The sequence below is a fragment of the Geoanaerobacter pelophilus genome (genome assembly GCF_018476885.1).
GTDB lineage: Bacteria > Desulfobacterota > Desulfuromonadia > Geobacterales > DSM-12255 > Geoanaerobacter > Geoanaerobacter pelophilus.
In genome coordinates this window covers 39,805-54,537 of sequence record NZ_JAHCVJ010000004.1, presented here as the reverse complement: position 1 = coordinate 54,537, position 14,733 = coordinate 39,805, and the positions used below count along the sequence as shown (strand labels likewise).

The following is a 14,733-nucleotide window of genomic DNA, read 5'->3' as shown; positions in this document are numbered from 1 at the left end:
CGAAAAAGATGATTCGGAGATGTTTCCGCTACTTAGTCTGCAGGATGTTCAAATATGTCAAAACTGTGGCAGTTAATTAAATTTATGTAGTGATCAATTAAAATTGCTTTAGTGCAATTGCCGATGGGCAGAACTTCGGGTAAATATATGATACGGATCTTGAAAGGGGAAGCGAGCAATGGAAAATGCACTGACCGTTCATAGGGATCAGAAAAATAAAGAGGATGCTTCCGGCGAGCTTATTCAACTGGTCAGCTTCAACCTGGATGAGGAAGAGTATGGTGTTGACGTGCTTAAAGTGCGGGAGATTATTCGCATGCCGAGCATTACAAGGGTTCCTAACACGCCTCATTATGTGGAAGGAGTTATTAATCTCAGGGGTAAAGTTATCCCGATCATGTCAATCAGGAGAAGGTTTGGTCTTGGTGAGATAGAAAATGATAAGAGTACCAGAATTATGGTCATGGATGTCGATGGTGAACTTATGGGGTTTATCGTCGATTCAGTTTCAGAAGTCATCAGGATTGCTCAGCATGAAATTCAGCCTCCTCCGCCGGTTGCGACAAGTGGTATTGACCAGGAGTGTATGTCAGGTGTGATAAACCAGCCAGAGCGCCTGCTCATTCTTCTCGATCTGGAAAAAATGTCATCTAAAGAAGACAGGAAAATCCTGAGCAATCTTTAGGGCTAGCGAGTTATTTTTAATGCTGAGTTTGTTTATGAATTCTGCAAGTGAGGGTATCCCATGTCATTAGAAATTGAAGATCAAGAACTTTTAGAAGGTTTTCTTACCGAAACAACCGAGTTATTGGAAAAACTGGATGATGACCTGGTTACCTTGGAAAAATCTTCTGACGACCCTGATCTGCTAAACCGGATATTTCGTTCTATCCATACGGTCAAGGGTGCCTCCAGTTTCCTTGGTTTTGAACTGCTGGTTAAGGTGACTCACAAGACCGAGGATGTTTTGAATCGTCTTCGGAAGGGAGAGCTTACCGTATCGCCCGAGATAATGGATGTGATACTTGAAGCCGTTGATCTGGTTAAAGTATTGGTAAACGACATTAAAGGGGGGGATATTCAAGAGCGGGAGGTTGACGGTACCATCGAGAAGCTGATTCCACTGCTTTCAGCTTCTGCTGTTGTTGCCCAACCCGTAGACCCGTCAACAGCTGAAACTGCTCCTAGTGACAAAAAAACTGCCAAAGCTGAAGGAAAAGGAAAGAAAAAGAAGAGTGAAAAGGCTGAAGCTGCGGCAACAGTTCCAGAGCCTTCTGATGCCGCAACCAGTCAAGAGCCTCAGCCTGTACCTCCACAGGTTGCGGCAAAAGAAGCGACAGCTATGGTTCCGTCAAAACAGCCTGTAAAGGCGGTAGAGACAAAAGGCGGGGAAGACCTTTCCGACAATACAACGGTTAGAGTTGATGTTAAAAGGCTTGATGACTTGATGAACCAAGTCGGCGAGCTTGTGCTGGAACGTAACCGGATGATTCAGTTGAATAGTAACTATCAGGGGGAAATCTCACTCGACAGCTTTCCTGAGGATTTCAGCAAACTTACCAAAAGGCTTAATTTTGTCACCTCAGAATTACAGATGCAAGTGCTCAAAATGAGGATGATCCCTGTCGAAAAGGTTTTCAAGAAGTTCCCTCGAATTGTCAGGAACCTGGCCAGAGACCTTGGCAAGGAGGTTGATCTTCAGTTGATGGGTGAAGAAACCGAATTGGACCGGTCTGTTGTTGACGAAATTGGCGACCCCCTTATCCATTTGATCCGTAATGCAATGGACCATGGTCTGGAAACACCCGACGAGCGTTTAGCTGCTGGCAAACCAAGGTGTGGCAATCTGCTCCTTGCGGCGGCGCATGAAGGGAACCAGATTATCATAAGTATAAAGGATGATGGCAAGGGGTTAGATCCTGAGAAAATTGGACGAAAGGCCCTAGAAAAAGGGTTGATCACCGAGGAACAGCTCGCAGGAATGATGGCCAGAGAAATCCTTGATCTCATTTTCTTGCCAGGTTTCTCAACCAAGGAGAAAGCCTCAGACCTTTCCGGTCGTGGTGTCGGCATGGATGTGGTCAGGACAAATATCAAGAAACTCAATGGTATTATTGACATCAAAAGTGAGTTGGGCAAAGGGTCTGAATTCATTCTCAAGCTACCTCTTACCTTGGCAATTATCCAGTCCCTTCTGGTCGAGGTTGAAGGCGAGATCTATTCAATCCCGCTGTCTGCAGTTCTCGAGACTTTAAGGGTTGAACAGAAGGAGTTCCACAGCATCGGAGGTAGGGAGATGCTGAAGTTGAGGGATATCGTCCTCCCATTGGTGCGCCTTGAGAGAGTTTTTAATGTCGAGCGTAAGGGTGAAGGTGATGGCTCCTGTTATGTTGTTGTGGTCGGTGTCGGCGAGAAACGTGTTGGTCTCATCGTTACACGATTGCTCGGGCAGCAGGAGGTGGCAATAAAATCTTTAGGGAAATATTTGACGAATCTTGCCGGTATTGCCGGATCAACAATCCTGGGAGATGGCAGCGTTGCACTTATTGTAGACCCTGTTAGTCTTGTGGAAGGGAACGAAGCCGGCAATGCCGGACGATAATGGCCCATTGGAAACTCAGAATCGATTTAATACGAAAGTAAAAAGGGGCTACCGTGAAACTAGCGGATAAGGATTTTGAACTGTTCAGAGATTATATCTATAACCTCTGTGGCATTTATTTTCATACAAGCAAAAAGTATTTTCTGGAGAGTCGGCTCGCCCGTAGACTGGAAGATTGCGGTATTAAGAGCCATGCCGACTATTATAAGCTTCTGAAGAGTGTCCCGGGTGGTTCACAGGAGTTGAAAAAGCTCCTTGATGAAATCACTACCAACGAAACCTGTTTTTTCCGTAACCTCCCCCAGTTGAGCGCACTGGAAAACAAGCTTCTGCCTGAAGTGGTAGAAACAAAAGGGAAGATCGGTTTTCGGAAACTGCGCATTTGGAGCGCCGCATCTTCTTCCGGTGAAGAAGCATATACTATGGCCATGATTCTGCTCGAGAAAAGGAATTCCCTGTTAAAGGACTGGATTATTGAAATCATCGGTACCGATATCAACGAGACGGTTCTTGCCCAGGCCAGAGAGGGAATTTATAACGCGTATTCTGTAAGAAATACCCCTGATTTTTATTTGAAAAAGTATTTTAAGCAAGAAAGTCCTGAAAAATACATCTTATCCCCTGAAGTGAAGAGGCTGGTAACCTTCAACCATCTGAATCTTTACGAAGATACCAAGATGATATTTATGAAGAGCTTTGATTTTATCTTTTGTGCAAACGTATTGATCTATTTTGACACTGCCTCAAAATCAAAAGTTGTCCAGCATTTTTACAACAATCTTCAGCCTTATGGATATTTTTTCGTCGGGCAATCCGAATCTCTGCATGGAGTGAATGACAATTTCAAGACAGTTCATTTCCCTGGTGGGTTTGCGTACAAAAAGTGAGAGGCGATAAATGGATATGACCGTAAAACTTCAAAAAGCAAAGGAAATGGTCGACAAAATCAACGATTTGCCAACCATTCCCATAGTAGCAACCAAAGTGCTTGAGCTTCTTGACAAGCCTGATTGCGAACTTGATGAAGTTGCTGACATGATTCTTACTGATCAGGTGCTGGCTGCCAGGGTTATAAAAATAGTGAACTCCCCTCTTTATCGTTCGGCGCATGAGATCAAGTCGGTCAAGAGGGCTCTGGTATTTCTTGGATTCAGGCATATTCGTGAACTCGCGCTGACATGTTCATTTATCGAGGCATTTCAGGGCAAGGATGGTGCCTTTGATGTGATGACCTTTTGGGAACATTCATTCGGGGTCGGGATCGTTGCCAAAATCATTGCACAGCGCGCTAGATATATGGATACCGAAAAAGCGTACTTGGCAGGAATCATTCACGATATCGGAGAGGTTTTTCTCAGCTATTACTACAAAAAAGATTTCCTGCAAATTCTTGAAGATATAAAAGGTGAACCTTACAAACTTGTGGATGCTGAACAGAAGTTCTGGGGCACTGACCATAGCTACATCGGTTATGCAATCGCCCAAAAGTGGAATTTCCCTCAGGAATACGGGGAGGTAATTGCTTATCATCACAGACCTGAAGAGGCTGTTCTTGACCCGACCCTTGTAGCCATAGTCAATCTTGCGGATCTCTTCTGTTCAGTAAGGCAATTGAACTATGGAGGCAGGGAGTGGGTGAGCTTTAATCTTGCGGAAGAGCCCGCTTGGGAGATCTTGAAGCAATTTGCGCCCCACATAGCCAAACTGGACATCGAGAGGTTTTGTTATGAGCTTGATGACAGGGTTCCCGAGGTGCAGGACTTAGTCAAATCTATCTTTGAAGGCATGATAATGGAGTAGCCGTACATGAATTTTATGACACAGACAAAAAAAGTCAGAGTGTTGATTGTCGATGATTCTTCTTTTATGCGCATGGCTATTCGTGGGATTCTGTCACAAGACCCGAATATTGAGGTTGTCGGTGTTGCATCTGATGGCTTGGAAGGTGTTGAAAAAGCCCAGAGTCTTAAGCCTGATCTAATAACTATGGACGTTGAAATGCCCAGGATGGATGGGATTTCAGCCTTAAAAGAGATAATGAAAAAAGCTCCAACCAGAGTGTTGATGGTGTCAACGCTCACCAATGAAGGAGCCAAAGCGACCTTTGAAGCGCTCGAGGCTGGGGCAGTTGATTATATCCCAAAAAATGTTACCGATTCTGCAGACGCTCAGAAAGTATTCAAGGAAGAGCTGCTGCGCCGGGTCAAAGAGGCTGCCATTTCGATATTTGCCAAGCGAGTGGCAGTACCTGCAAGGACTGTTGCCACATCAACAATAAAGGTCGCCAGTTCTCGGTTTGCAAATCGCAAAATACACTGTGTCGGTATCGGGGCTTCGACTGGTGGGCCTGTAGCGCTTCAGGAGGTTCTGTCCCGAGTGCCTGTAAACTTTCCTTATGGCATAGTGGTTGCCATTCATATGCCCAAGGCCTTTACCGGGCCTTATGCGGAACGGTTGAACGCAAAGTGTTCTCTGAGTATAAAGGAAGCGGTTGATGGCGATCTTATAAAACCAGGGCAGGCGTTGATTGCTCCTGGTGGCAGGCACACCCTGATGGTGCGGCAAGCCGGCGGTATAGCTGTTAAGACTGTACCTGCAAGCGATTACCCAAAGCATCTGTATATTCCATCTGTTGATCTGATGATGACATCTCTTGCAGACGTCAGCAATGGTGCGATGTTAGGGGTTGTTCTGACCGGTATGGGAAATGATGGCTTCAAGGGGATGCAACATCTAAAATCAAAGGGTGGAGTTACCTTGGTTCAGGATGAAGCCACTTCGACAATTTACGGTATGCCAAAGGCATGTGTTGATGGTGGTGTTGCAGATGAAGTACTGCCTCTAGGAGAAATTGGTTTCGAGATAGGTCGTATTGCCGGTTAATTTACCTCAAAGCTGAAATGATCAATCCGTTTGGCCCACCCCACGCTTTACAGCGAGAATAACCACGTCTCTTTAGGAAAAACAGCAATGCCGGGGCTGCCGCTAGCGGGCAGTTGATGATTTCGATTGCCAGTTTGCCCTGCGCATTGACATATTTGTCCGTCGCTTTAAAAACAGTGCATAACTCTTGGATGGTAACTGAAACGATTTGTGCTTTATCGGTTGTAACTTGTAATGGGGCACATGACTTAGAACCTGGAGTTTTGCCAAAGCTATGCCTGACAACGAGTACCGCCACTGCTATCAATGAACTAAGTCTTGTCCAGGTTCCCATTTCTCAGATATATTCCCGATCGTGAAAAAAATACACTTCAATTTGCAAGCGACGCTGGAAGAAAGTCAATTTGAAAAGACATTTCAGCGGCTTTTTGTACAAGGCAGCATTGTTGACCATGACCTGGGCCGCAGGATGGCCAGGTTAGAAAATCTTTTTCAGGTTTATCGGTCAACTTGCCCTGTCCCATGTTGGTCAAGAGGCTTGGCTGTTACCAATGAAATACGGCGAGTCACGGAAACATACTTAGATTATTCATTGATCCGCCAAGCACTTGTGCGGATTGTAAAAAAATCATTGGCCGGACATTTTGATCCACCGCAGGTGCTTTTCACGGTTGATGGGTGGCTAGAATTCCTTGAAATGAAGGCCTTGTGGGATCAACATGTCAATCCTGCAGCGCTTGTCGCGAACCTTGCAGAGAATCAAGCCGACCGGGTGCGCTTCCTGTTTGGCCTCTACCTTCCCCAGCAATTCGGCGGATCATATGGACGGTATCCCAGCCAGCTTGATTTTCTCGAGCGTTGGTTAACGAGCCGCTCTGAACAATGGCATCTGCCGATTACCTGCCTCGATGCGGCCTGTGGCAGTGGCGAGGGGAGTTATGAACTGGCAGGGTTACTGCTGAAGAGCGGCTTTGATATTTCACAATTCAGAGTGACCGGAGCAACGATAAATCCTCTGGAGGTTTTTGCCGCAGCCTATGGCTATCTTCCGCATGATATCCCGCGGGAACATGCAAATCGTCAGTATATGAGATCATTTGGCGCACTCCCCATGATTAATTTCGTTACTGCTGACCTGAAATCATGGGAACCAACTGAAAAATACCACATCATTTTATGCAACGGAATTCTCGGAGGTCCATTTCTGCATGCCCACGAGGAGGTCGAAAGTGTCATTAAGCGTCTTGTAAAAGGCATGCATAGCGGAGGGATACTTCTTGCCGCAGATCGATTCCATGGCGGGTGGAAAAAAATGCTGTCTCAACAGGAATTAGAAGGTTTGCTTACGAGGTCAGGCCTAACTGTCATCCCGGCAAGCGAAGGCGTTGCCGGGATTCTTAAATAAGATCAGAGCTGTATCAGCATCCCGCCCCATGATAGGCCGCCGCCGAATCCCATGATCAACACGCGCTCTCTAGGCTTCAGCACACCATTCCTTCGGTTCTCATCAAGGGCCAGACCAACTGACGCCGCAGCTGTATTACCGCAGCGGTCCAGGTTTAGAAGAAACTTGTCTTTTGGGATACCGGTTTTTTTTGAGATAAAGTCGATAATCCTGACATTGGCCTGATGCGGGATGATATGGTCAATATCATCGGGTTTGATGCCGGCCCTTTCCGCTACTTCGTGGATAATCTGGGGAATTACCTCGGTGGCAAAGATAAAGACTTTTTTGCCTTCCATCTTGAATGTCGTTTCGCCGGCGGCAATGGTTTCGGCAGTTATCGGTTTGCGGGAGCCTGAAGAGGGAACCTGGATTAATTCCCAACCATTGCCATCGCTTTTTATCAGGCTTGAGAGGATTCCTTTACGTTCCGGTGAAGAGCCAAGGATGACGGCTCCGGCGCCGTCGCCAAAGAGAGGCGAAGTGCCCTTGTCTTGGAAATCTAGTATTTTTGAGTAGGTATCAGCGCCAATGACAAGTACGGTCTTGTACTTGCCGGATTTTATAAAGTTGTCTGCCGTTTCAACGGCAAAAACGAAACTGCTGCATACCGCATTCATATCAAATGCTGCAGCGTTTTTTGCTCCAATGTTTTTTTGAACCATGCAGGCTGTTGCCGGAAGGCACATATCAGGGGTAGACGTACCTACGATGATGCAGTCAATGTCCAGTGGGCTGATCCCGGCATTTTCAATGGCGTTTTTTGCTGCTGTTGTTGCCAGATCTGATGTGGATTCATGCTCAGCAGCAAATCGGCGCTCAGCTATGCCGGTTCGTGAATGAATCCATTCATCAGCGTCTTCAACTAAATAGGAGAAATGACTGTTGGCAACAACCCGTTCGGGAAGTGCGCCACCGGTACCCAGCAGATGCGAATAGAGCATGTTCTGTCCTTATAATTCCCTTTTGGGCTTATTTCCAGCTGCAGGGAACTATTCTCATGAAAAAAACTGCTTCGTTATCTCAAAAAAAACAGTGTTTGTCAAAAGAATAAGTTGCGAAGGCGGATGTTGCTCTGTTGAAAGATTATTTTTTGGCAGCGTCAATAACGCCGAAAATCCAGATCCCGAAAAAAGCTGACAACAGCCAGCGTGCCGAGGTGTTTTTGGTGCTGAGGGCTTCGAGGATCGAGTTGATATCCGCTACTCCTGCTTTGCCGGCAATTATCTGTCCTGCGCCTTGGAGTACGAGAAAGAGGGCGGCTAATAGAAAGATGTTCACCAGGCAAATGATTATTGCCCCTTTGATTTTTTCACCTTTGTAGAGTTGGCCAAGCCCGGGAAGGATAAGTGCTGAAAGTAGGAGCGCTTTAAAATTAATCGACATGTTGGACCCTTTCAAATTGCTGGAGTTGCAGGTTTCTGACATAATATCTCGCTAATTGTTTTTGTGCAGCACAAAACTATGATTGCTCTCCGGAGAAGGTAATGAAAAACAAGGCATTGTTTGTCTGCCATAATTGTGGATATCAATCCCCTAAGTGGATGGGGAAGTGTCCAGACTGTAATAGCTGGAACACCATCCATGAAGAGGTTGTGGCAAAATCCAAAATACCTGCTGCCTTGACAGGTGCCGAAGCATTTCCATTGCCGATCAGTGAGGTCTCGGCATCAGCTGAACAACGCATCCCATGCTGCATAGAGGAGTTTGATCGCGTTCTGGGGGGGGGGCTGGTAAGCGGATCGCTAGTGTTGATCGGTGGTGACCCCGGTATCGGCAAATCCACTCTTCTGTTGCAGGTAATGAACAATCTTGCCATGAGAAATGAGCCGGTTCTATATGTCTCGGGCGAGGAATCTGCCCAGCAGATACGGCTGCGAGGCAGCCGGATGGGAGTTGACCAGAAACAGTTATACCTGCTGGCGGAAACGTCGCTTGAGAAGATTCTTGCGCAAGTGGGCCGGTTGAAACCCAAGGCTTTGGTAGTTGATTCGATCCAAACGGTATTTACTGATGGCGTTGAGTCTGCGCCTGGAAGCGTAAGCCAGGTTAGAGAGACGGCTGGCCGTCTGATGCTCTTGGCCAAGGGAAGTGGCTTGCCGGTCTTTCTTGTAGGGCATGTGACTAAAGACGGCTCTATTGCCGGGCCAAGAGTTTTGGAACACATGGTTGACACTGTGCTGTATTTTGAAGGTGATTCTGGACACCCGTACCGGATTCTCCGGGCCGTTAAAAACCGTTTCGGCTCAACCAATGAAATTGGGGTTTTTGAGATGAAGGAGGGTGGGCTGCAGGAGGTGCAGAACCCATCTGAATTATTTTTGTCCGAGAGGCCTATAGGAGTCTCCGGCTCACTGGTGATTGCCACTGTGGAAGGAAGCAGGCCGTTGTTGGTCGAATTACAGGCGCTTGTCAGTTCCTCATCATTTGGTGTGCCTCGCAGAACAACAATAGGTGTTGATCATAACCGGCTCGCTCTGCTTGTGGCTGTGCTTGAGAAAAAAGTCGGATTGTCTTTGTCAGGGCAAGACATATTTCTTAATGTTGCTGGTGGGGTAAGGCTTAATGAGCCGGCCGCCGATCTTGGGATGGCCCTGGCAGTGGCATCAAGTCACCTGGACCGCGTCATTGACCCGCAAACGCTTGTTCTCGGGGAGGTTGGTCTTGCTGGTGAAGTACGGGCAATTACTCAGCCTGATCAGCGCGTGAGAGAAGCTGCCAAGCTTGGCTTTACTCGCTGCATTTTTCCGGCAGGAAGCAAAAAGCATGTGAACGTGCCTGGCATGGAATTGATTGGGGTTCGTACTCTTGAAGAGGCTTTGGAACGCTTATTTTAGGGGCTTCAAACGATTTATTCTTTACTTGGTATTAGCATTAACATAATATTATTCATTTGAAAATGCTGATGCAGGGTGGGGTGACATTATGGACGTCGGGAAAATAGAATTTTTTCGGAGCTTGCTCCAAGAGGAGATGCGGGTATTGCTGGAGGATGCCGGCAAGACTGTTTCGGAGATGACCGCCGAGACCACCAACTTTCCTGATCCAAACGATCGTGCTACGCAGGAGTCGGACAGAAGCTTCGAGCTGCGGATCAGGGACCGGGAGCGCAAGCTGATCAATAAAATCAAGGAAGCCCTTGAGCGCATCGAAGAGGGAACTTTTGGTATCTGCGAGATGTGCGAAGAGGAGATCGGCGAGGCCAGGCTCAAGGCCCGTCCAGTGACCACTCTTTGTATCGACTGCAAGATGGAGCAAGAGCGGAAGGAAAAGCTTCCTTAATGTAATCGACAATTCTTCTTATTCCCTTGTGAAGGTTACTGTATGACCGTGACAGATAAGGACAGATACACGCTCTTGAGCAAGGCAATACGGATTGCCAATTCAGCCACTCTTTCTTATCAGTTACGTTTAAAATCACTTGCAAAATTCCTAGCAACTTCTTTTTCCTGCCAGTCAGTCACAATATACATCAGCGATGACAGCCGCAGATATCTTTCCTCCGCGGTCTCTTCAATCAGCATAAGTAAATCATATTCATGCCGGCTCCCTTTCGGCAAAGGGATAGCCGGACGCTGCGCTGCTGCGCGCAGTCCTCTCCTGGAACCAGCTTCCGAGTGTCATTCCATGGAAATTGCCAAGGGAACAGAGCAATTCTTTTATGCGCACCCCATTCAGGATGAGCGGTCAATCTATGGCGTGGTCACTTTAGGTAGTGCTACCGATTATAGCCCCTCAGGCCAGGACCTTGATCTCTTTCAAAATCTACTTGAAGTAATTGCCGGGATTATTCACCGAATTGGCATCTCCGCAGCATCTCATAGACGAATCAATAATCTGACAATCCTGAGTGAACTCGGAGCCCTCCTGAACAGGTCTGCTTCCTTGGATTCTCTGGTTCCGATCGTGCTTGACACCTGTCAGCGGCAAACAGGATCGTGCTGCACTGTTTTCCGGCTTGTCGGTGAAGATGGCGTTCCAACATTGCGCCAACATAGAGTCAGCCATTCAGCAAGAAAGAATTTGGCGATTCTTCTCGGAATTGAGGACCTCTGTTCGGCAAAGGTGCGCCACAGCGGCATCTCTTTGTTGATCAGCGATCTTGTTTCTGATGAGGATCTGCCACTATCCTATGTCTGCGTCCCTCTTAAGTTCGAAAACCGGGTTCACGGAACCATGACTTTTTTTGGCAAAGGGTTCAATTCAGGCGAAGACCAAAACTTTACCGAAGAGGACCGCGATCTTTTCGAGAGCATGGCCCTCCTGGTATCAAATGCCATTGCCGGCGCAACTAATTACCAGCAGGTCTTGAGACTGAGCCAGGATAACAATCATAAGTTAAAAGAGTTGGCCCTGTTGTATCGATTAAGCAATACCATGTTGTCCACCATCCGCCTCAACAAGTTGATGCACCTCATATTGTCCGCTCTTACCTGTGGCCCCAACCCGCTGTTTGAAAGGGCGATGCTCTTTCTTATAAATGAGCGAGCTGGCGTAATGCAGGGAATGCTCGGAGTTAGCACCAAGACAACCGGTTTAAGCAAGCCGTTGCTCGACGACGATTCTGATATTGCCCTGACAAGCCGTTGGGACATAACTGAAAAGGAGATGTTGCTGCAACAGAACTCCGAATTCAGTTCCGAGGTGAGAGGAACTAGACTTGAACTCAATAAGGCTAAAAACATGTCCTCGCGGGCAGTTTTGGAACGAAGACTGGTGCATGTCCCCGACGCTTCTCGAGAAAAGCATGTAGACCAAGATTTTGTAAAGCGCTTCGGTATCAGCTCGTTTGCCGCCACTCCACTTCTTGCAAAAGAAAAGGTTTTAGGTGTGATTGTTGTCGATAATCCGGATTCTTCGCGGCTTAGCACGGTGGAAGAGTTGAGGTTCCTGGAGTTGTGTACCAATCAGGCAGGTATGGCCATTGAAAACTCCCTACTTTACAGTCAGATTGAGGATGCAAACCGAAGGCTGCGCGACGCCCAAGAGCGCCTGATCCATGGTGAGCGTCTGGCTACGATTGGCGAGATGGCTGCGGGGATTGCTCACGAGCTGAAGAGTCCACTAGTGTCGATAGGCGGATTTGCCAGGCGTCTCCAACGAAAGCTTCATAAAGGCTCCGAAGAGTCCGGGTATGTTTCAACAATTGTTGGAGAAGTTGATCGGCTTGAAAAAATGCTGTCCGATATCCTCTCATTTTCCAAAAAGTCGAACCTCTGTTATTCTGTCTGCTCGATGCAGGAAATTGTTGAAGAGGCGCTTTCAGTGGTTTTGCCCCCTTTTGAAGAGAGCCGGATTACAATTATGCGCAATTTCCCCCGTAAAGTACTCTCTTTTCTGGGGGATGGTCAGCAGATCAAGCAGGTTTTCATCAATTTGTTCACCAATGCACTGGAGGCGATGCAGGGGGGAGCTGGCGAAATCAAGATAACGGCTACCAGCGGAAGGCACGCCGGCCATGATGCGGTCATCGTCAAGGTCGCCGATACCGGCGGGGGGATTCCTCTCAGTGCGCTGAATAATATTTTTAACCCGTTTTATACTACCAAAGAGAGTGGCACAGGTCTCGGTATTCCAATCGTCAACCGGATCGTGACAAACCATGGTGGTAAGGTGCAGGTCAACAACTATCCTGGTGTCGGTGTAGAGTTTACTGTCATATTGCCTGTGGAGCCGCCTCCACCAGTTATGCACAGCTGATTTGCCCTTGCATGGGCCATGAAATGGTTGTATTATCAGCGCAGTTCTGCAGCGTAAAAGCCTCGGGGATGTAGCTCAGTTGGGAGAGCGGTACGTTCGCAACGTACAGGCCGTCGGTTCGATCCCGATCATCTCCACCAATAAAAACAAAGGCTTATAACTCTGGTTATAAGCCTTTTGTCCTTTCAGACTGTTCATCGGTCAATAGTAAGCTCCATCTGACCATATCACTTCAAGCACTGGAAAACTCCCATGCACCAAAGGCAGGCCCCGCAAGTGTAACGCGCCACATGGTTTGCATAATTCAGACACATGGTTTACGCATTATTCCAACTAATAAAACCTTCGTAAAAAGGGTGCAAAAGCACCCCTTAAATCAACCACATTTTATACACGACTAAAAGAGTCGGGTTTAAGATTTTTAGGGCAGTTTTAAAGAGTTCATATAACCAGCGTCCATATTTGACTTGTGAGCCGTTTTCTAAGTTTCCTCATATCGAGCCACGCCTTTAAAATCCCTTCTTAAAACCAATATATGGCGGTCACTAGTTCCGGATAACAACTCATTTCTCCCTACTCCCTTACCAGCTCCGTCAACTATATAGTCTACATTATGCGCCTTGATTGTGAATTATCAGGTCGCCTTCACGCGTTGGGCTACACCAACATTCACCATGGCTCATATCAGTGCAATGTTCAGGGAAGCAGCCACATGGTTTAGGGTTGTCGAACGCCTTCAATGCTTTAAGTAATTTCTCATTTTCGTTGCGTTCGCTTTGCCGAGAAGCTCTTAGCGTCTGGATGAGCGCCTCTTGCGCCTTAACTTGCCGTTTCAGTGCATCGATAGCGCCTTGTTGCGGATATATCCAATAAAGAAAAGCTCTCAATAGTCTCACGGTTTTTCCTGCCGGACTTTCAGGCACTCAGCAGCCAACATTGATTCCTGAAATTTCGGATCAGCCATTTTTGACCAATCCAACCTTTTCTGATTTGCTTGCATCGCCAAATTTTCAAGGACTTTTTCAGCTACACAGCAGCAGTTGCCGTTGTAATATTTTACAGAGGTTTTACCGTCCGTCGCTTCCCATGTATCGGGCCCCATCCAGCCGTGATGAGTTTTAACGCGAACCTCTGCACATCCAGATGAAACACATAACAAAAAAAAGCAGCACACCATCAACACCGTTGTTTTCAATTTCTTCATATTAAATCTCCTTTCCTTCTCGCACCCAGAGTGGGGCAGCCTTGGCGGCTCGATCGCTGCCTCTTAATTCCTTCCTACAAAACCTCCAGTAATTCGAACGCGATAGAATGATTATCGAAGTACGGAAATTCGATCGGAGATAACCGCCGCATGGTTGCCAACCAGCTCCGTTTTTTCAGCATTCCCCCAGTGTCAGTTGGCGCAAATACAAAAAGCAGCGGCTGATCAATACCCCGATCCCATTGCATATCGAAAATGTCACCAAATGCCTGGTCTTGGGTATTATCTGACAGGGTGAACTGTATTACCCGGCGCGGTTCAGATCGGTCATAATAATCCACACCCCCCTTTGACCGCTCGGAAGTAGTGTCTGTCTCGAGACTGATTGATGCTCCATAAGACATGTTAATGACCGGTTCAAACGCTGGCGCGTAAAAGGGCCGGCCGATCTCAATATATCCAGCCGAGTTGGTGGTATCAACGATCTCGGTTTTCCAGTAGCGGGCAGTTACTGCCGCAGTGAGAATGAGATAAAAATCCTCCTGGTAACGCTTCTTGTTTTCCACAGCCGGGTAACCTTCCGGCCATACCGACAATGCGGTCGAATCCCAAACCAACGACGTATAGCCCGAGTCAGAATAGCCCCGGAATCTGACAGTGGCAGCAGAGCTGAGGTTGTGCCTGAGCAGCGCCAGGGCTCTAATGGCTCGCGGTGTACCCATATCAGTATTGAACTGGGTAGATGCTGCCAGAGCATTGGTTGACCGAGCTTTTTTCGATAACAATGGGCTTTTCAGGTTTGTCAGTGGCAGAGTGGCCGACCAGGCCCCGCCGGACAACGTCGTGCTGTAACTGAGAGAATCATCTACGCGATTCGGATAACAAAACAGGCAACTCATA

13 protein-coding genes and 1 tRNA gene are annotated in these 14,733 nt (G+C 47.3%); 10 read left to right on the top strand and 4 right to left on the bottom strand.

From position 1 onward, the window contains the following. Positions 1–178 precede the first annotated feature (178 nt). The 6 genes from KI809_RS10800 to KI809_RS10775 all read left to right on the top strand — a co-directional run bounded on the left by KI809_RS10800 (position 179) and on the right by KI809_RS10775 (position 6,890). Complete coding sequence (locus tag KI809_RS10800; protein ID WP_214171577.1) at positions 179–685, top strand: chemotaxis protein CheW; 507 nt, start codon at positions 179–181, stop codon at positions 683–685. Between the two features lie 60 nt (positions 686–745). Beyond that, positions 746–2,602, top strand: coding sequence for a chemotaxis protein CheA (locus KI809_RS10795; protein ID WP_214171576.1), 1,857 nt, complete (start codon positions 746–748; stop codon positions 2,600–2,602). A gap of 53 nt (positions 2,603–2,655) precedes the next feature. Further along, a complete protein-coding gene (locus KI809_RS10790; protein WP_214171575.1) occupies positions 2,656–3,489 on the top strand; it encodes a CheR family methyltransferase in 834 nt (277 codons plus the stop codon). A gap of 10 nt (positions 3,490–3,499) precedes the next feature. Further along, positions 3,500–4,402: an HDOD domain-containing protein gene (locus KI809_RS10785; RefSeq protein WP_214171574.1), complete on the top strand. Its 903-nt coding sequence runs from the start codon at positions 3,500–3,502 to the stop codon at positions 4,400–4,402. Positions 4,403–4,417: 15 nt separating this feature from the next. Next, a complete protein-coding gene (locus KI809_RS10780; RefSeq protein ID WP_214171846.1) occupies positions 4,418–5,485 on the top strand; it encodes a protein-glutamate methylesterase/protein-glutamine glutaminase in 1,068 nt (355 codons plus the stop codon). Between the two features lie 355 nt (positions 5,486–5,840). Further along, on the top strand, positions 5,841–6,890 hold the full coding sequence (locus KI809_RS10775; protein WP_214171573.1) for a class I SAM-dependent methyltransferase: 1,050 nt from the start codon (positions 5,841–5,843) through the stop codon (positions 6,888–6,890). A gap of 2 nt (positions 6,891–6,892) precedes the next feature. On the opposite strand, the gene KI809_RS10770 is transcribed toward KI809_RS10775, so the two are convergent. Continuing rightward, positions 6,893–7,873 (bottom strand): beta-ketoacyl-ACP synthase III, encoded by a 981-nt coding sequence (locus tag KI809_RS10770; RefSeq protein ID WP_214171572.1) that lies wholly within the window; start codon positions 7,871–7,873, stop codon positions 6,893–6,895. 142 nt (positions 7,874–8,015) lie between these two features. Beyond that, on the bottom strand, positions 8,016–8,315 hold the full coding sequence (locus KI809_RS10765; protein WP_214171571.1) for a hypothetical protein: 300 nt from the start codon (positions 8,313–8,315) through the stop codon (positions 8,016–8,018). A gap of 101 nt (positions 8,316–8,416) precedes the next feature. Between KI809_RS10765 and radA the strand changes: the two genes are divergently transcribed. The 4 genes from radA (at position 8,417) to KI809_RS10745 (ending at position 12,769) form a co-directional block, all read left to right on the top strand. Beyond that, positions 8,417–9,766 carry a DNA repair protein RadA gene (radA, locus tag KI809_RS10760; protein WP_214171570.1) on the top strand — a complete coding sequence of 450 codons (1,350 nt, stop codon included), beginning with the start codon at positions 8,417–8,419 and terminating at the stop codon, positions 9,764–9,766. 88 nt (positions 9,767–9,854) lie between these two features. Further along, on the top strand, positions 9,855–10,211 hold the full coding sequence (gene dksA, locus KI809_RS10755) for an RNA polymerase-binding protein DksA (protein WP_214171569.1): 357 nt from the start codon (positions 9,855–9,857) through the stop codon (positions 10,209–10,211). A 42-nt stretch (positions 10,212–10,253) separates the two neighbouring features. Further along, positions 10,254–12,629, top strand: a complete 2,376-nt coding sequence (locus KI809_RS10750; protein ID WP_214171568.1) for a GAF domain-containing sensor histidine kinase — start codon at positions 10,254–10,256, stop codon at positions 12,627–12,629. A gap of 64 nt (positions 12,630–12,693) precedes the next feature. Beyond that, a tRNA-Ala gene (locus KI809_RS10745) sits at positions 12,694–12,769 on the top strand. Positions 12,770–13,521: 752 nt separating this feature from the next. On the opposite strand, the gene KI809_RS10740 is transcribed toward KI809_RS10745, so the two are convergent. Beyond that, positions 13,522–13,833, bottom strand: coding sequence for a hypothetical protein (locus tag KI809_RS10740; RefSeq protein WP_214171567.1), 312 nt, complete (start codon positions 13,831–13,833; stop codon positions 13,522–13,524). 74 nt (positions 13,834–13,907) lie between these two features. Then, positions 13,908–14,732 carry a hypothetical protein gene (locus KI809_RS10735; protein WP_214171566.1) on the bottom strand — a complete coding sequence of 275 codons (825 nt, stop codon included), beginning with the start codon at positions 14,730–14,732 and terminating at the stop codon, positions 13,908–13,910. Position 14,733 lies beyond the last annotated feature (1 nt).